Below are 16801 nucleotides of genomic sequence, written 5' to 3' on the forward strand. Positions count from 1 at the left end.
GGCGGGGCCGAGCCGCGCCCCACCGGGTCATCCCTGGTGGTTCCGCCACCGGGCTCGGGCCGTCACCTCTTCCCGGTATCTGCCCGGCGTGGTCCCGAACTCCCGGCTGAACGCGTGCGAGAGCGCGTACGGGCTGCCGTACCCCGTCTCCCGGGCCACCGTCGCGAGCGGGGCGTCGGAGTCGCGCAGCCGGGTCGCCGCCAGGGTCAGCCGCCACCAGGTGAGGTACGCCATCGGCGGCCGGCCGACCAGCTTGGTGAAGCGGCGCGCCAGCGTGGCCCGCGAGACGCCCGCCTCGGCGGCCAGCCGGCCGGCCGTCCAGGGTGCCGCCGGATCGGAGTGCAGGGCGCGCAGCGCGGCCGTCGTGACCGGGTCGTTCAGGACCGCCGGCCAGGCGCCCGTGTCCGCCTCGGCCATCCAGGCCCGGACCAGGTAGATCAGCAGGAGGTCCAGCAGGCTCGGCAGCGCGAGGCAGGCCCCCGGGCGGCGTTCGTCCAGCTCACGGGCCAGCAGGTCGACCGCCGTACGCAGTTCGGGGTGACCGCCGACCCGGTGGGGCAGATGGACCACCTGCGGCAGCTCGGCCATCAGCGGGTGCGTGCGGCTGCGGTCGAGGCGGTACTTGCCGCACAGCAGCTCCACCTCGGGCCCGGGCCCGGTACGCGGTACGTCCGTGTCCCGCATCTCCTCGAAGGGCACCGCCCGTCGTAGCTCGGCCGCCCCCGCCGCCGCGTCCGCCAGCACGTGCCCCGCTCCGTGCGGGAGCAGCACCACGTCCCCCGGACCCAGGGCCACCGGATCGCCGCCCCCGTCCGGCAGGAGCAGGCAGGAGCCGCTCAGGACGACGTGGAAGCCCGCCCCTTCGTACGGCGTCAGCCGGACGCACCAGTCGCCGCTCACCCGGAGCCGGTTCGAGGACGGACTGCCCACGCGGACGGCGGAGATCGCGTCACTCACCACATCCATGGGACGACAGTGTAGAAGACCCCTGTGCCGGAGACGGCGGCGTATGAGACGCCTGCGTATTCGATCGAGCCGGAGGAGCATTGGTCCGCTCACTCAGGGTTCCTAGGGTCATCGGTATGGCTGACAACGCACAGAGCTTCGCGATCGGCGACGTCGAGGTGTTCCGTGTGGTCGAGTGGCAGGGACCGTACGTGCCCGCCACCGCCCTCGTCCCGGACTGCGGCCCCGAGGTGTGGGACGCCCACGAGGCGCAGCTCGTCCCCGACCACCGGGAGCCCGGCGGCGACCGTGCCGTGGTGACGCTCCAGACCTGGGTGTTGCGCACCGGCGGGCGGACGGTGCTGGTCGACACCGGCGTCGGCAACGGGCGGGAGCGCCCCGGGAATCCGCTCTTCCACCGGCGGCGGGGCGACTTCCTGGAGCGCCTGGAGCGGATCGGGGTGCGTCCGCAGGACGTCGACGTCGTCGTCAACACCCACCTGCACGGCGACCACGTCGGCTGGAACACCGTGGACGCCGCCGGCGAGTGGGTGCCGGCCTTCCCGCACGCCCGGTACCTGATCCCCGCCCCCGACGACCACCACTTCGGGCCCGCCGGCGGATACGGCGGCGGCACGCGCCCCGACGACCGGCTGATCTACGAGGACAGCATCGCGCCCGTGCACCGGGCCGGGCAGAGCGTGGTGTGGGAGGACCGGCACCGGATCGACGGGCACCTCGTCCTCGAAGCGGCCCCCGGTCACACCCCCGGCTCCTGCGTCCTGCACGTCGAATCCCGGGGCGAACGGGCGGTGTTCACCGGCGACCTGCTGCACAGCCCGGTGCAGATCCTGCGGCCCGAGTGCAGCAGCTGCTTCTGCCTCGACCCGGCGCAGGCGGCGCGCACCCGGCAGCGGCTTCTGCGACGGGCGGCGCAGGAACGGGCGTGGGTGGTTCCGGCGCACTTCGGCGGGGCCGGGGCGGTGGAGGTGCGCGAGGCCGCACACGGCTTCAGCCTGCACCGGTGGGCCGCGTGACCGCCCGGCCCCGTGCCCGGGACCCGTTTCCGACCTCCCGCTTCGACAACGGCGTCGTGCGCACGGTACTGATGTGACATGACCGAAGACGGCGAACACCCGCCCGACGCACGTCTGATCGGCGGTCGTTACCGGCTGTCCGGGCGCCTCGGATCCGGGCCGGCCGGGACCGTGTGGCGCGCCCGGGACGAACAGGGGGAGGCGCTCGTCGCCGTCAAGGAGCCCCTGCTGCCCGGTGATCCGGCCACCGACGAGGACATCCGGCGCATCGCGCACCGGCTCCACCACGAGGCCCGCGCCGCCACCCGGGTGCGGCACCCCTCGGCCGTGACGGTGTACGACGTCGTCACCGAGGACGGCATCCCCTGGATCGTCATGGAGCTGGTGGCCGGCGAGTCGCTGCGCGAGGTGCTGCGCCGCGGCCCGCTCCCCGCCGGAGAGTCCGCGCGCATCGGGCTCGCCGTGCTCGGCGCGCTGCGCGCCGCCCACGCCGTCGGCATCGTGCACCGGGACCTCAAACCGGCCAACGTGCTGCTGGAATCCGGCACCGGGCGCGTCGTCCTCACCGACTTCGGCATCGGCGACGGGCACGCGGCGGACGCGCCCGCCGGCTTCGTCGCCCCCGAGCGGGCGGCGGGGCCCGGCGCCGGCCCGGCCTCCGACCTCTGGTCCCTCGGCGCCCTGCTCCGCGCGACCCTGGGCGACACGGACCCCGGCCCGCTGGGCCCGCTGCTGGACCGGCTGCACGCCGACGATCCGGTGGCCCGGCCGGACGCGGCGGAGGTGGAGGCCGCGCTCCGCGACTTCCTGGGGCTCACCGCCGTACCGGAACCGGCGCGCGAACCCGGCCCGCCGGCCGCCGGGCCGTCACCCGAGCCCGTTCCGGCCTCCCACCCGGTACCCGCACCCGAGCCCGAACCCGAGCCCGCACCGGCCCCCCGCCGCACCCCCCTCACCGCCCTCGGTCTCCTCCTCGCGAGAAAATCCGAGGTCGACTGACCGCGCGGCGCTCCCGCCCCAACGGGCTGATCAGCGCATTCGCTGCCAGTGACCACTGGCAGTGTGTGAGCACTCGGTGAATCCCCGTTACCGACGGGTACACAAAGCCTCCGCCGCGGCATACCCTGCGCGTCATGACGGACACGCAGGCCCCGGACACCGCCGGTACCAACCCGCTCGCGCCCGCGCCCGAAGGCGCCCGCACCGCCGCCGACGTGGTCACCCCGGAGTTGGTGGCCCAGCTCACCAAGGGCGTGGCCGGCTCCGGCCGCACCGCCAACCACACCCCGTTCACCGGCGAGAAACTGGCCGACCTGCCGGAGTCCACCGCTCAGGACGTCGCCGAGGCCTTCGCGGCGGCCCGCGCCGCCCAGGCCGTGTGGGCGAAGGTCCCGGTCCGGCAGCGCGCCGCCGTCCTGCTCCGCTTCCACGACCTGGTGCTGGAGCGGCAGGCCGAGGTCCTCGACCTGATCCAGCTGGAGACCGGCAAGGCCCGGCTGCACGCGCACGAGGAGGTGCAGGCCGTCGCCGTCGCGGCCCGCCACTACGGCCGCCGGGCCGCCGCGTACCTGAAGCCCAAGCGGCACGCGGGCGCCATGCCGACGCTGACGAAGGTCACCGAACTGCGCCACCCGCGCGGGGTGGTGGGCCAGATCGCTCCCTGGAACTACCCGCTGGAGCTGTCCGTCGGCGACGCCCTGCCCGCCTTCGCCGCCGGCAACGCCGTGGTGATGAAGCCGGACACGGAGACCTGCCTCACCGCCCTGTGGGCCCGGGACCTGCTCATCGAGGCGGGCCTGCCCGAGGGCGTCTTCCAGGTGGTCCTCGGCGAGGGCCCGGTCGTCGGCCCGGAGCTGGTCAAGCACGCCGACTACGTCTCCTTCACCGGCTCCACCCGCACCGGCCGCGAGGTCGCCGTCGGTGCCGCCTCCCGCCTGGTCGGCGTCTCCCTCGAACTCGGCGGCAAGAACGCCATGCTGGTGCTGGAGGACGCCGACATCGAGAAGGCCGCCGCCGGAGCCGTCCGCGCCTGCTTCTCCTCCGCCGGCCAGCTGTGCATCTCCATCGAGCGGCTGTACGTCCACGAGTCCGTCGCCGACGCTTTCCTGGAGCGGTTCGCCGCCCGCACCAGGGCCATGCGGCTCGGCAACTCCCTCGCCTACGGTGCCGACATGGGCTCGCTGGTCGGCGAACGCCAGCTGGAGACCGTGCAGCGGCACGTCGAGGAGGCCGTCGCCAAGGGCGCGAAGGTGATCGCCGGCGGGGTGGCCCGCCCCGACATCGGCCCCTACTTCTTCGAGCCCACCATCCTCGACGGCGTCGAGACCTCCATGGCCGTCTGCGAGGAGGAGACCTTCGGCCCGGTGGTCTCGATCTACCGGTTCAAGAGCGACGACGAGGCCGTCGAACGCGCCAACGCCACGCCGTACGGCCTGAACGCCTCCGTGTGGACGACCGACGCCCGCCGCGGCCGGGACGTCGCCGCCCGCCTGCGCACCGGCACGGTCAACGTCAACGAGGGCTACGCCCCGGCCTACGGCAGCGTCCAGTCCCCGATGGGCGGCATGAAGGACTCCGGCCTGGGCCGCCGCCACGGCTCCGAGGGCATCCTCAAGTACACGGAGGCCCAGACGGTGGCGCAGCAGCGGCTGCTGCCGATGGCGCCCTCGCTGGGGATGGACGACGAGTCCTACGCCCGCTTCATGAGCACGAGTCTGAAGCTCATGAAGGCATTCCGGTTCCGCTGACCTACCCGGGGCGCGGGGAACCGCGCGACCTGCCACGGACGACCCGCAGCCGCGACTCAACGAGGAGTGCACGTGCCGCAAGACGCCTACGACTACGACGTCCTGATCGTCGGCTCCGGCTTCGGCGGCTCGGTGTCCGCCCTCCGGCTCACCGAGAAGGGGTACAAGGTCGGGGTACTGGAAGCCGGACGCCGCTTCACCCGCGCCACGCTGCCCAAGAACTCCTGGGACCTGAAGAACTACCTCTGGGCCCCGAAGCTCGGCATGTTCGGCATCCAGCGCATCCACCTGCTGGGCAACGTGATGGTGCTGGCCGGCGCGGGCGTCGGCGGCGGTTCCCTCAACTACGCCAACACCCTCTACGTGCCGCCGAAGCCCTTCTTCGAGGACCCGCAGTGGCGGCACATCACCGACTGGCAGGAGGAGCTGAAGCCGTACTACGACCAGGCCCGGCGCATGCTCGGCGTGCGGCTCAACCCCACCATGACCCCCTCCGACGTCCACCTGAAGGCGGCGGCCGAGCGGATGGGCGTCGGCGACACCTTCCATCTCGCCCCGGTGGGCGTGTTCTTCGGTGACGGCAAGGACGGGGACGGCAAGGCGAAGGCCCGGCCCGGCGAGCAGGTGAACGACCCGTACTTCGGCGGGGCCGGGCCCGACCGCAAGGCCTGCACCGAGTGCGGCGAGTGCATGACCGGCTGCCGGCACGGCGCGAAGAACACCCTCAACGAGAACTACCTGTACCTCGCCGAGAAGGCCGGCGCGGTCGTGCACCCCATGACGACGGTGGTGTCCGTCACGGACGACTCGCGCGGCGGCTACGCGGTGGCGACCCTGCCGACGGACCGGAAGAAGAAGGGCGAGGGCCGGCTCTTCACCGCCCGCAAGGTGGTCCTCGCGGCCGGCACCTACGGCACCCAGACCCTGCTGCACCGCATGAAGGCCGGCGGTCAGCTGCCGCACCTGTCCGCCCGGCTCGGCGACCTGACCCGCACCAACTCCGAGGCCCTGGTCGGCGCGCAGACCGACAACCGCCGCTACCGCAGGGCGACCGGCGCGCCGCGCGCCGACTTCACGCGGGGCGTCGCCATCACGTCCTCGATCCACCCCGACGAGAACACCCACATCGAGCCGGTCCGGTACGGCAAGGGCTCCAACTCGATGGGCGGCCTGTCGATCCTCCAGGTGCCGTACGCCGAAGGCTCCTCGCGCGTCCTCGCCTGGCTGGCGAACGCGGCCCGGCACCCGCTGCTGGTCGCCCGGTCCCTGTCCAACCGGCGCTGGTCGGAGCGGACCATCATCGGCCTGGTCATGCAGTCGCTGGACAACTCGCTGACCACATATCTCAAGCCCGGCGGCGTCGGCAGGGGCCTGCTCACCGCCCGGCAGGGGCACGGCGCTCCGAACCCCAAGCAGATCAAGGCCGCCACCGAGGCCGCCTCCGCGCTCGCCGCCGAGATCAACGGCTTCGCCGGCAGCAACGTCGGCGAGCTGATGGGCACCCCGCTCACCGCGCACTTCCTCGGCGGCTGCCCCATCGGCGACTCCCCGGAGACGGGCGTGATCGACCCGTACCACCGGCTCTACGGCCACCCCGGCATCTCGGTCGTGGACGGCGCCGCGGTCTCGGCGAACCTGGGCGTGAACCCGTCGCTGACGATCACCGCGCAGGCCGAGCGGGCGATGTCGTTCTGGCCGAACAAGGGCGAGGAGGACCCGCGGCCGGCGCCCGGAGCGGCGTACGAGCGGCTGAAGCCGGTGGAGCCGCGGTCCCCGGCGGTCCCGGCGGACGCGTTCGGCGCGCTGCGGCTGCCGTTCCTGGGGATGCCGGCGGTACCGCCGAAGAAGTGACCGGAACGGCGAAGAGGGACCTGCATCCCCCTCCGAAGGCAGGTCCCTCTCAGCGTTTCTTGATCCGGCAGGTTTGATCAGCGAAAAGCGTGAAGGGTTGCTCAGGAGAACCGGGATTTACATGTGACCTGAGTCACGCCATGGGGGTGTGGGCATGACGAAGGGCCCCGCGGGACGGAGAGGCCGCGGGGCCCTTCTTCCAGTCAGCACCGGCGTCAGGGCAGCGCCGGTGCCGGGGAGCGGCGCCGGGGGTTGCGCCGCTGGTTCCTGTGCCCTGTGGCCTGTCTGCAGTTGTCGGTGTTCCGCCGGCCGACCCCGGGCGTCCCCGGAGCCGGCCGTTCTCTTGTGTGACCGGGCTGCTGTCCCCTGCCGTCCGGTCACTTCCTGGAGCGAGGTCCCACGGCGTACGGCACGACCCGTACGCCTCATCGCTCCAGCGAGCCACGCGTGGTTCTTTCGGGCCCGCCCCTGGCTGGCACGGACACCCACCTCAACGAAGCGGTGCGCGGGCCGGTCACGCGCCGTACGGGTGAGAGCGGGACCGAACTCAGATACGACCCCGGCTCAGCTCCAGCAGGGTCATGGCGAGGCTGGTGCCCGGCTTGCCGAGCGCGTCCCGGTAGCGGGAGAGGATCTCCATCTCACGGGACAGGTGCACCCGCCGGCCGCCGGAGGCGATACGGGTCTGCTGGACGACGGCGGAGACGGCCATCCGCTCCTGCACGAGCCCGATGATCCGGTCGTCGAGCGCGTCGATGCGCTCACGGGCGTCGGCGATGATCGCGTCCGGGGCGGCGTCCGGTGCGGTGGTGGTCATGTCGGGCTCCTCGCTGTGATGAGTGCCCCGGAACGACACGGCCCGGAGAAACGACAGACGCCCCGGGCCTTGTCGGCCCGGGGCGCCTGGGAAGTCGCTTGGCGTCAGCTCAAGCAGCACGACCATGGCAGCCGGCGGGCCGGGTGCCATAGGTAAAGACGAAGGTCGAGTGCTTGCGCATGCGGTCAGTATGCCACGGCGGCTTCCCTCGGAGGTCCCCCGGCCACCCCGTTAGAATCGGAGGCACAGGCCCCCGCCCGACCACCAGAAGGCACCCCGTGTCATCAGCGACCCAGTCTGCCGCCACTCCCGACACCGTCCTGGTCGTCGACTTCGGCGCGCAGTACGCCCAGCTCATCGCCCGACGCGTCCGCGAGGCGCGGGTCTACAGCGAGATCGTGCCCAGCACCATGCCGGTCGCCGAGATCCTCGCCAAGAACCCCGCGGCGATCATCCTCTCCGGCGGCCCCTCGTCCGTGTACGAGGAGGGCGCCCCCACCCTCGACCGCGAGATCTTCGAGGCCGGCGTCCCCGTCTTCGGCATGTGCTACGGCTTCCAGCTCATGGCGCAGGCCCTCGGCGGCACGGTCGACAACACCGGTGCCCGCGAGTACGGCCGTACGGACCTGCACGTCGCCAAGAACTCCTCCACCCTCTTCGAGGGCACCCCGGCCGAGCAGCACGTGTGGATGTCCCACGGTGACGCCTGCTCCGCCGCCCCCGAGGGCTTCGCGGTCACCGCGTCCACGGACGTCGTCCCGGTCGCCGCGTTCGAGAACGACGAGAAGAAGCTCTACGGCGTCCAGTACCACCCCGAGGTCATGCACTCCACGCACGGCCAGCAGGTGCTGGAGCACTTCCTTTACCGCGGTGCCGGCCTGGAGCCGAACTGGACCACCGGCAACGTCATCGATGAGCAGGTCGCGGCCATCCGCGAGCTGGTCGGCGACAAGCGCGCGATCTGCGGCCTGTCCGGCGGCGTGGACTCCGCCGTCGCCGCCGCCCTCGTCCAGAAGGCCATCGGCTCCCAGCTCACCTGCGTGTACGTCGACCACGGCCTGATGCGCAAGGGCGAGACCGAGCAGGTCGAGAAGGACTTCGTCGCGGCCACCGGCGTGCAGCTCAAGGTGGTCGACGCCGAGGAGCGCTTCCTCAAGGCGCTCGCCGGGGTCAGCGACCCCGAGGAGAAGCGGAAGATCATCGGCCGCGAGTTCATCCGCGTCTTCGAGCAGGCGCAGGCCGAGATCATCGCCGACGAGGGCCCGGCCGTGGAGTTCCTGGTCCAGGGCACCCTCTACCCGGACGTGGTCGAGTCCGGCGGTGGCACCGGCACCGCGAACATCAAGTCGCACCACAACGTCGGCGGCCTGCCCGAGGACCTCGAGTTCAAGCTCATCGAGCCGCTGCGCAAGCTGTTCAAGGACGAGGTCCGCATGGTCGGCCAGGAGCTGGGCCTGCCCGAGGAGATCGTCCAGCGCCAGCCCTTCCCGGGCCCGGGCCTCGGCATCCGCATCGTCGGCGAGGTCACCAAGGAGCGCCTCGACCTGCTGCGCGAGGCCGACGCCATCGCCCGCGAGGAGCTGACCGCGGCCGGCCTGGACCGCGACATCTGGCAGTGCCCGGTGGTCCTGCTCGCCGACGTCCGCAGCGTGGGCGTCCAGGGCGACGGCCGCACCTACGGCCACCCGATCGTCCTGCGCCCGGTCTCCTCCGAGGACGCGATGACGGCCGACTGGTCGCGGCTGCCGTACGACGTGCTGGCGAGGATCTCCACCCGCATCACCAACGAGGTCCGTGACGTCAACCGAGTCGTCCTCGACGTGACGAGCAAGCCGCCGGGCACGATCGAGTGGGAGTAGTCCCTAGGCGCGCTTGAGCGTGCGCAGGGGCTCACCGGGCTTCCAGACCTGGGTGACCAGATACGTGTCGTCCTCGACGTAGGTCCGTACGACCTCCGTCAGCTCGGTGCGGAAGAGGTGGAACGGCTGCGGCGGTTCCACCTCTTTCACGTACGCGGCCCTGGCCCCGCCGTCCTCGACCTCGTACGCCCGGCCGCCGATCCGGACGTCGCCGCCGCCCATGTCCGTTCCCGCGCCCGGGTTGGCCTGGAGGGTGAACCGGGGGTCGCGGCGCAGGTCGAGGGCTTTCATCGAGCCCGGCATCATGCCGAGCCACAGCTCACCGCCCAGGAAACGGACCTCGATCCCGGAGGTGCGGGGCGAGCCGTCCTTGCGGAGGGTCGCGAGGACATGGTGCCGGTGGGCGCCGAAGCGCTCTTGCGCGGTCGCCGCCAGTGCGGGCGCGGCGGTCGTGAAGGCCGCCCAGTTCACAGGGGTCATACGGAGCACCCTCCCCGGCAATCCCGACATCTCCTGTCCGGTATGCGCAGCGCACGGCATCTTTACAGCACAGCTCTGCCTTTTTGCGCTGCCCGACGGTACCTTCCGGCCGTACCACAACCCCGAACGGGAGGATCCATGCACGGGCCCACTCCGCCCCTGCCGCTGCCCACCGACCAGCTTCAGTTCGCCATGCCGCCGATGCACGACTCGGCCGAGGACGAACGCCAACACCGCAAGGAGCGGCTCGCGGGCGCCCTGCGGATCTTCGGGCGGGCGGGGTTCGAGGACGGGGTGTCGGGCCACATCACCGTTCGGGACCCGGAGTTCACCGACTGCTTCTGGGTCAACCCCTTCGGGATGTCGTTCAAGCACGTCACCGTCGGCGATCTCGTCCTCGCCAACCAGGACGGGCAGGTCGTCGAGGGCCGCTACCACGTCAACCAGGCCGCGTTCACCGTGCACGCCCAGGTGCACGCCGCCCGCCCCGACGTCGTCGCCGTCGCCCACTGCCACTCCGTGCACGGCCGCGCCCTCGCCGCCCTCGGCGACCTCATCGACCCCATCACCCAGGAGAGCTGCGCCTTCTACGAGGACCTCGCCCTGTACGACGCCTACACCGGCGTCACCGTGGACGCCGAGGAGGGCCGCCGGATCGCCACCGCGCTCGGCTCCCGCAAGGCCCTCGTACTGCGCAACCACGGGCTGCTCACCGTCGGCGACTCGGTGGACGCGGCCGCCTGGTGGTTCCTGTCCCTGGACCGGTCCTGCCAGGTGCAGCTCCTGGCCAGGGCGGCGGGCCGGCCGGTGCTCATCGACCACAAGCTCGCCGTCGCCACCCGCGAACAGCTCGGCGGCGACCTCGTGGCCTGGATCAACTACCAGCCCCTGTGGCAGCACATCAGCCGCAGCGAGCCGGACCTGCTCGGCTGACGTACCGCGGCGGTGCCGTCCGGGGCCGGTCCGCCGCCGGGTCAACACGGCGGTACCGGCTTCACCCCCGGTGACCCGGCCCCGGCGCCCCGCAGGGCCCGGCGTAGGGCACAATTCGCTGTCATCACGGGGGAGTTGCCCGGCCGTCATGCCCACCACGGGTGCCGGTGGCCGGATCGGCAGGTCGCGGGGAAGGCGGGCGTCGGACGTGGCGGTGCAGGAGGCGAGAGGGCACACGGATGCCGAGGGCGTCCACGAGGGCGGCTGCGCCTGCGGGGACTGTCCGCACGGCGCCCGCGAGGGACACCGGCGGGCCGTCGCCGCGTTCCTGCGCCGGCGCGACGAGTTCGCCGCCGGCCGGGGACTGCCGGCGGCCGTGGCCCACTCGGCCTCCGCGTCCCGTCAGTGGGTCTCCGAGGAACTGACCCAGCGGGCCGAGGCCGTCGCCGAACAGAGCAGGGCCGAGGGCGCGGTCCGGCTGGCCCGGCTGTGGCTGCGGACGGTGTACGCGGTGTGGGGCGCGGTCACCGCGCTGCTGCTGGTCGAGGCGCTCACCGCGATCGGCGCGGGCTGGACCGGCGCCCGCACCGCGGCCCTGCTCGCCGCGCTCGCCGTCGCCGCCGCGCTCACCGCCGCCTGCTTCTTCCACCGGGCGCGCGGCGGAGCGCTCGCACCGGTGATCGGCGAGGACAACCGCGTCTCCACCTCCCGCGCCGTCGCCGCCTGCTGGGTCCTGTTCGTCGCGTACGCCGTTCTGCTGCTGGCCGCCCGCCTGGCCGCCGCCTCCGACCACGCCGAACGCGACGCGCTGCTCTCCGGCCTCGACCTGGCGCGCGGCGCGGGCGTGGTGACCGTCCTCGCCGTGGTGTGCGGCGTCGCCGTCCTCGTCCGCCGGGTCGTGGGCGTGCGCATCCTCGCCCAGCGGCTGCAGAAGATCCCCGCCCACCGTCCGCGCGCCGCCGACCTGCTCACCGACGACTCCGGCCGGGGCGCCTTCACCGACATCCAGTACGTCGTCATCAGCGCCGTCGCCCTGCTGTTCGCCGCCGTACGACTGGCCCGCCGCCCCGACCAACTGCCCGACCTGCCCTGGGGCCTGGGCGTGATCGTACTGATCTCGGCCGCGACCTACCTGGCCGGCAAGTACGCCGAGGGCGGCCGGCCGGTGATCCTCTCGGTGGTCCGCGCCCGCGAACCCGGCGACCTCGACGGCCCGATCCGCACCGGCGACGACATCGAGATCCGCGGCAGCGGATTCGTCCCGCCCGGCGCCCAGAGCGCCGACCGGCTCTCCCGCATGGTCGTCCGCATCGGCGCGGTCGACGTCCACGTCCCCCTGGTCCCGGTCACGGGCGGCTTCCGCAACCCCACGGACAACGCCCTGACCGTGCCCGTGCCGGCCGAGGTGGAGCCCGGTGCGGTGGAGGTGCAGGTGGTGACCGCGGCCGGGGTGGCGACGAACCGGTGCGTCGTGCAGGTGACGGAGTGAAACGGGTGGGGGAGCGAAAGGGTGGGGGAGCGCAACGGGTGGGGGAGTGAACGGGTGACGGAGTGATCGGGTGAGGGAGTGAACGTCGCGTCGGCGGACGGGGTTTCGGGCTTTCACCCGGCTCCTGCCGTGATCCTCGATACAGTTGCCGCCAACCGCGCCCGGCGACACGGAAGCGGTTGGGGGGTACGGGGATGCCGGAACTGAGCGCGCGGATACGCGCTGCCATCCGTGCGGCGATGTCCGAACCGGACGCGCTGAGGCTGTGGTCGTTCGTCGCACCGGCGGAGGTGCTGGCCCCGGAGACCCACCGCAACATCGCGACGCACGTCTTCGACCACCGTGACCGGCTCACCCCGGCGCACGCCGCCGCGGACCCGGACGTCCTCGACGTCGTGTACCTGGCGGCCGCCTACTACCTGGAACGCGCGCGGCATCTGCCCGAAGGGGAGAGCTGGGACGGTCACGCGTGCACCTTCCTCCTCCGGATCGTGCACGCGGTGCGCCCCGCCGCCGTCCCGCAGCCGCTGCGGGACGCCTTCGCCGAGCACCCGCCGGGGGACGTGCCGCCGTACGAGACCGTGCACGCCGTGGGCAGGGCGCTGCTCGCCGCCGGCACCGGCGAGAAGGACCCGGACGCGGTCCTGGTGGCCGGCGCGCTCCTGGCGCACGCCTGGGAAGAAGCCCGCGGCGGGGAGTCCGGGCCGCACATCGCCTACGGCTTCGGCACCGGCCTCCTCGCGATGTCCGACCTCGGCGTCGGACCGGAGGACGCGCGAGCGCGCGGGATCGGCCTCATGCGCCTGGCCCTCGCCGAACTGCCCGCCGACGACCAGTTCCGTGACGCGATGCTGGCCGGCCTCGCGTCGGCGCTGGCCAAGGCGCCGCCCCGGACGCCGGACGAGGGAAGCCCGGCGGCCGAGGTGACCGCGTACATGCGGGACGGCGGCCCGGAACGCCTCGACGCGGCCATCGACCGGCTGCGCACGGCCCTGGCCACGTCCGCGACCCGGGAACCGGAGCGCAGCCTGCGCCGTGCCGAACTGGGGCAGGTGCTGCGGATGCGGTTCGAGAGCACGGGCGAGCTGACCGACCTGGACGCCTCGGTCACCGAACTGCGGGCCGCGCTCGCGAGCGAGGCACTGGACGCCGAGAGCCGGGCGTCGGTCGCCTCCTTCCTCGGCCTCGCCCAGCTCGACCGGTACGTCCACTCCCACGACCCCGCCGACCTCGACGCGGCCACGAGCGCCGTCCGGGACGGCTGCGACCCCGCCCTGGCCGCCTCGCCGGCCCACCCCCAGCGGCTGACCAACCTGGCCGCCGTCCTCACCGCCCGGTTCGACCGGTACGAGCGCGAGGCCGACCTCGACGAGGCCGTGGAGCACCTGACCTTCGCCGTGACCGCCACGCCGCCGGCCCAGCACGACCACCTCGTGATGGCGGTCAAGCTGGCCGTCGCCCTGCGCAGACGGGGCACGCACCGGCAGCGGCCCGCGGATCTGAGCCGCGCCGAGGTCATCCTGCGCCGCATCGCGGACGGCTCCCCGGGCACCGGACCCACCCGGCAGCTCGCGCGCATGGAGCTGGCCCACCTGCTGGCGGAGTGGAGCGCGCTCTTCGGCGACGAACGGGACATCGCCGACGCCATCGACCAGTACCGCGCCACCGCCCTCACGCCCACCGAGGACATCCGCACCCGCCTGCGCTGCGCCTACGGGTGGGGCATCCACGCGGTCACGCTGGGCGCCCTGGACCTCGCCCGCGAGGGCTTCCGCCTGGCGCTGACCGAACTGCTGCCCAAGCTGACCGGTCCGGCGCTGGGCCGGGAGTCGCAGGAGACCCGGCTGCGCGAGGTGTCCTCCCTGGCCACCGTCGCGGCCACCGCCTCCGTCATGGCCGAACGGCCCCAGGAAGCACTCGTCCGGCTGGAACAGGGGCGCGGTGTCCTGCTGGCCCAGGCCCTGCGGCTGCGCGGCCGGCACGACGACCTCGCCGCCGCCTCGCCCGCACTCGCCGAACGCTTCGAACGGGTCTGTGCCGAGCTGGTCGCACGGCAGCGCGGCCCCGAGCAACGCAAAGCGGCGGCGGCCGAGTTCGACCAGGTCGTCAGGGACATCCGCGCCCTGGACAAGTGGGAGGACTTCCAGGAGCCGCTCGGCTGGGAACGGCTGAGCGAGGCCGCGGCGGACGGACCCGTGGCCGTGATCAACGTGTCCGCGTGGGGCTGCTTCGTGCTGCTCCTGACCCGGCCGCCCGGCGGACCCGGCCGCGTGGACGTGCTGCCGCTCGACGTCACCCAGGACGAGATCGGCCGGCGCGCCGGCGTCTTCCGCACCGCCGTGACCCGGCTCCGCGAGGCGACGGGCCGTGAGCGCCTGCGAGGGGACAGGGAGCTGAAGGACACGCTGCGCTGGCTCGGGACCCACCTCGTGCGTCCCGTCCTCGCCCACCTGGGCCTGGCCGGACCGGCGGACCCCGGCACGCCCCTGCCCCGGCTGTGGTGGTGCCCGACCGGGGTGCTGTCCCTCCTCCCGCTGCACGCCGCCGTGCTGGAGGAGGGGCCCGACGGACCGGTGTACACCCACGACCGGGTCGTCTCCTCGTTCACCCCCACCCTGGGTGCCCTGCTGCACGCCCGCTCGCTGCCCACCGGCGAGCACCCCGCCTCCCTCCTGGCCGTGGCCGTGGACGCCGGCGGGGCGCATCCCCCGCTGGCCGCCCTGGACGACGAGCTGGCCGTCATCGGTGAACTGCCCGGCCGCCGGGACGTGCTGCGCGGCACCGAGGCCACACCCCGGGCGGTACTGGCCGCGCTGCGCGGACACACCCACGCCCACCTGGCCTGCCACGGCGTACGGGACCCCGGGGACCCAGCGCGCAGCCGGCTGCTCCTGCACGGCGGGGAACTCACCCTGCGCGAACTGGCGGGGGAGCGGCTCACGGACGCCCGGTTCGCCTACCTCTCCGCCTGCCACAGCGCCGCACCCGGCGAGGAACTGGCCGACGAGGTCATCTCGGTGGCCTCCGCCTTCCAGCTCTGCGGCTACCGGCAGGTGATCGGAAGCCTGTGGACCGTCGACGACCGGATGGGCCCCCTGCTCGCCGGAGAGGTCTACCGCCATCTCGCCGCCCCCGGCACCCCGCCCGCCGCCGTCGCCCTGCACCGGGCCATCGGCGTGCTGCGAGGCCACCGCCGCTACCGCGATCCGCTGTTCTGGGGCTCGGTCATTCACCACGGAGTATGAGGAGTTGCCCGGTGGACGACGAACGCAGACTCCGCGCCGGCTTCTGCGCCGCGCTCGAATGGCTGCCCGAGGAGCAGGAAGGAGCCGCACTGCGCGCCGCCGTGCGGTCCGTGCTCGACGGCACGGCTACGGTGCGACAGGCGATCGACGCCCTGGGCGTACCGGAGCACGTCCTGACCGGCCCCGAGAGCGCCGTACGCGGATGGGAACCAGGTGACTCCCTCCTCCCCGGTGCCGTGCCCCGCGCCGGTGGCGAGGTCTACCGCTGCCCCGAAGGCTGGTGCGGTCTGAACGAGCCCCGGCGGCCGAGCGGCACCATCCCGGCAGGCGGACGCTGCTGGTTGCACGACCTGCCGCTGCGCGTCGTGGAGGCATGACCGGTGGCCCCGGTCCTCGACGGACTCGGCGAGAAGCTGGCCGAGAAGTGGCTGACCGCGCTGGCGGCCCCCGGCCTGCTGTTCGTGGGAGCCACCGCCACCGGCGCCGTCCTCGGCCACGCCCACGCACTCGACTGGTCCCTGCTCCGCAGGCGCGTCGGCCACTGGGCCACCACAGCGGGGCACTGGCCCACCGGCGAACAGCTCGCCGCCGCGGCGGTCCTCGTCCTCGCCGCCGTGGCCGTCGGCACGCTGGTACGGATCTGCGGCGACGGCGCCGTACGGATCTGGACGGGGGACTGGCCCCGCCCGCTCCGCCCCCTGGCCCACCGGCTGACCGCCCGCCGGGCACGCCACTGGGACGACCTCCAGCAAGACATCGACCGGCTGCGCACCACCCGTCCGGCCCGCGACCGGACAACGGACGTCCGGCAGAAGATCGACGCGTTGACCGTCCGCCGTGACCACATCGCGCTCGCGCGGCCGGCACGCCCCACCTACACCGGCGACCGGCTCGCGGCCACCGTCGTCCGCGTGGACGCCCAGTACGGCATCGACCTCGCCGCCTGCTGGCCCCGGCTGTGGATGGTGCTGCCGGAGGACGTCCGGACCGAGCTGCGCACCGTCCGGGCCCGCTTCGACACCGCCGTCATGGGCTCCGCCTGGGCCGCCTGCTATGCCGTGCTCGGGTGCTTCTGGTGGCCGGCCGCCGTGGCTGCCGTCGTGACGGGTCTCCTGGCGCGTCAGCGGGTGCCGCAGGCCGCGGCGGCACTGGCCGAGCACGTGGAGTCCGCGGTCGACGTCCACCTGCGACGACTGGCGGAGGAGATCGGGCTGACCGGACCGACCGACGGGCCGCCCGACCGCCGCCTGGGTCTCGCCCTGAACCGCATCGCCCGCAAGGCCACGTGAGGCCCGTGAGAGGCTCACGGGAACACCGCCCCCACCGTTCACGTGGACGCCCAAAATCCGGAAAATCGTTCAGGACAGGATTGAACGGGCTCCTTTCGTCATACGTATG

At 73.3% G+C, this 16801-nt stretch carries 13 protein-coding genes; 10 read left to right on the forward strand and 3 right to left on the reverse strand.

Annotated features, from left to right (window positions below):
• Nucleotides 1-27: 27 nt before the first annotated feature.
• Nucleotides 28-966 carry an AraC family transcriptional regulator gene (locus tag OO52_RS04910; protein WP_030641300.1) on the reverse strand — a complete coding sequence of 313 codons (939 nt, stop codon included), beginning with the start codon at nt 964-966 and terminating at the stop codon, nt 28-30.
• 116 nt (nt 967-1082) lie between these two features.
• Here OO52_RS04910 and OO52_RS04915 point away from each other — a divergent pair, with 116 nt between their 5' ends.
• From OO52_RS04915 to OO52_RS04930, 4 genes are all read left to right on the forward strand, one after another.
• Nucleotides 1083-1982, forward strand: a complete 900-nt coding sequence (locus OO52_RS04915; RefSeq protein WP_030641302.1) for an MBL fold metallo-hydrolase — start codon at nt 1083-1085, stop codon at nt 1980-1982.
• Between the two features lie 78 nt (nt 1983-2060).
• Nucleotides 2061-2981 carry a serine/threonine-protein kinase gene (locus OO52_RS04920; protein WP_030641304.1) on the forward strand — a complete coding sequence of 307 codons (921 nt, stop codon included), beginning with the start codon at nt 2061-2063 and terminating at the stop codon, nt 2979-2981.
• A 134-nt stretch (nt 2982-3115) separates the two neighbouring features.
• A complete protein-coding gene (locus OO52_RS04925; RefSeq protein ID WP_030641306.1) occupies nt 3116-4729 on the forward strand; it encodes a succinic semialdehyde dehydrogenase in 1614 nt (537 codons plus the stop codon).
• Between the two features lie 72 nt (nt 4730-4801).
• Nucleotides 4802-6580, forward strand: coding sequence for a GMC family oxidoreductase N-terminal domain-containing protein (locus OO52_RS04930; RefSeq protein ID WP_030641308.1), 1779 nt, complete (start codon nt 4802-4804; stop codon nt 6578-6580).
• Between the two features lie 547 nt (nt 6581-7127).
• Here the strand turns inward: OO52_RS04930 and OO52_RS04935 are convergent.
• A complete protein-coding gene (locus tag OO52_RS04935) occupies nt 7128-7397 on the reverse strand; it encodes a chorismate mutase (RefSeq protein ID WP_030641310.1) in 270 nt (89 codons plus the stop codon).
• A gap of 278 nt (nt 7398-7675) precedes the next feature.
• On the opposite strand from OO52_RS04935, the gene guaA reads away from it, so the two are divergent.
• On the forward strand, nt 7676-9256 hold the full coding sequence (guaA, locus tag OO52_RS04940; protein ID WP_030641312.1) for a glutamine-hydrolyzing GMP synthase: 1581 nt from the start codon (nt 7676-7678) through the stop codon (nt 9254-9256).
• A 3-nt stretch (nt 9257-9259) separates the two neighbouring features.
• Here guaA and OO52_RS04945 read toward each other — a convergent pair whose 3' ends face one another.
• Nucleotides 9260-9736 (reverse strand): pyridoxamine 5'-phosphate oxidase family protein, encoded by a 477-nt coding sequence (locus OO52_RS04945; RefSeq protein ID WP_030641314.1) that lies wholly within the window; start codon nt 9734-9736, stop codon nt 9260-9262.
• A gap of 138 nt (nt 9737-9874) precedes the next feature.
• On the opposite strand from OO52_RS04945, the gene OO52_RS04950 reads away from it, so the two are divergent.
• The 5 genes from OO52_RS04950 to OO52_RS04975 all read left to right on the forward strand — a co-directional run bounded on the left by OO52_RS04950 (nt 9875) and on the right by OO52_RS04975 (nt 16692).
• Nucleotides 9875-10669, forward strand: coding sequence for a class II aldolase/adducin family protein (locus OO52_RS04950; protein ID WP_030641315.1), 795 nt, complete (start codon nt 9875-9877; stop codon nt 10667-10669).
• A 208-nt stretch (nt 10670-10877) separates the two neighbouring features.
• Nucleotides 10878-12158: a membrane protein gene (locus OO52_RS04960; RefSeq protein ID WP_030641317.1), complete on the forward strand. Its 1281-nt coding sequence runs from the start codon at nt 10878-10880 to the stop codon at nt 12156-12158.
• A gap of 239 nt (nt 12159-12397) precedes the next feature.
• Entirely contained in the window at nt 12398-15403 is a 3006-nt protein-coding gene (locus tag OO52_RS04965; protein WP_234339479.1) for a CHAT domain-containing protein, read from the forward strand.
• A gap of 11 nt (nt 15404-15414) precedes the next feature.
• Nucleotides 15415-15780, forward strand: coding sequence for a hypothetical protein (locus OO52_RS04970; RefSeq protein ID WP_030641321.1), 366 nt, complete (start codon nt 15415-15417; stop codon nt 15778-15780).
• A gap of 3 nt (nt 15781-15783) precedes the next feature.
• Nucleotides 15784-16692, forward strand: a complete 909-nt coding sequence (locus OO52_RS04975) for a hypothetical protein (protein WP_030641324.1) — start codon at nt 15784-15786, stop codon at nt 16690-16692.
• Nucleotides 16693-16801 lie beyond the last annotated feature (109 nt).

This window comes from Streptomyces flaveolus, assembly GCF_000716535.1.
GTDB lineage: Bacteria > Actinomycetota > Actinomycetes > Streptomycetales > Streptomycetaceae > Streptomyces > Streptomyces flaveolus_A.

What these genes read in the sequence shown, in the direction of transcription:
- OO52_RS04910 (WP_030641300.1), bottom strand. Translation starts at nt 966, where the DNA reads ATGGATGTGGTGAGTGACGCGATCTCCGCCGTCCGCGTGGGCAGTCCG.
- OO52_RS04915 (WP_030641302.1), top strand. Translation starts at nt 1,083, where the DNA reads ATGGCTGACAACGCACAGAGCTTCGCGATCGGCGACGTCGAGGTGTTC.
- OO52_RS04920 (WP_030641304.1), top strand. Translation starts at nt 2,061, where the DNA reads ATGACCGAAGACGGCGAACACCCGCCCGACGCACGTCTGATCGGCGGT.
- OO52_RS04925 (WP_030641306.1), top strand. Translation starts at nt 3,116, where the DNA reads ATGACGGACACGCAGGCCCCGGACACCGCCGGTACCAACCCGCTCGCG.
- OO52_RS04935 (WP_030641310.1), bottom strand. Translation starts at nt 7,397, where the DNA reads ATGACCACCACCGCACCGGACGCCGCCCCGGACGCGATCATCGCCGAC.
- OO52_RS04945 (WP_030641314.1), bottom strand. Translation starts at nt 9,736, where the DNA reads ATGACCCCTGTGAACTGGGCGGCCTTCACGACCGCCGCGCCCGCACTG.
- OO52_RS04950 (WP_030641315.1), top strand. Translation starts at nt 9,875, where the DNA reads ATGCACGGGCCCACTCCGCCCCTGCCGCTGCCCACCGACCAGCTTCAG.
- OO52_RS04965 (WP_234339479.1), top strand. Translation starts at nt 12,398, where the DNA reads ATGTCCGAACCGGACGCGCTGAGGCTGTGGTCGTTCGTCGCACCGGCG.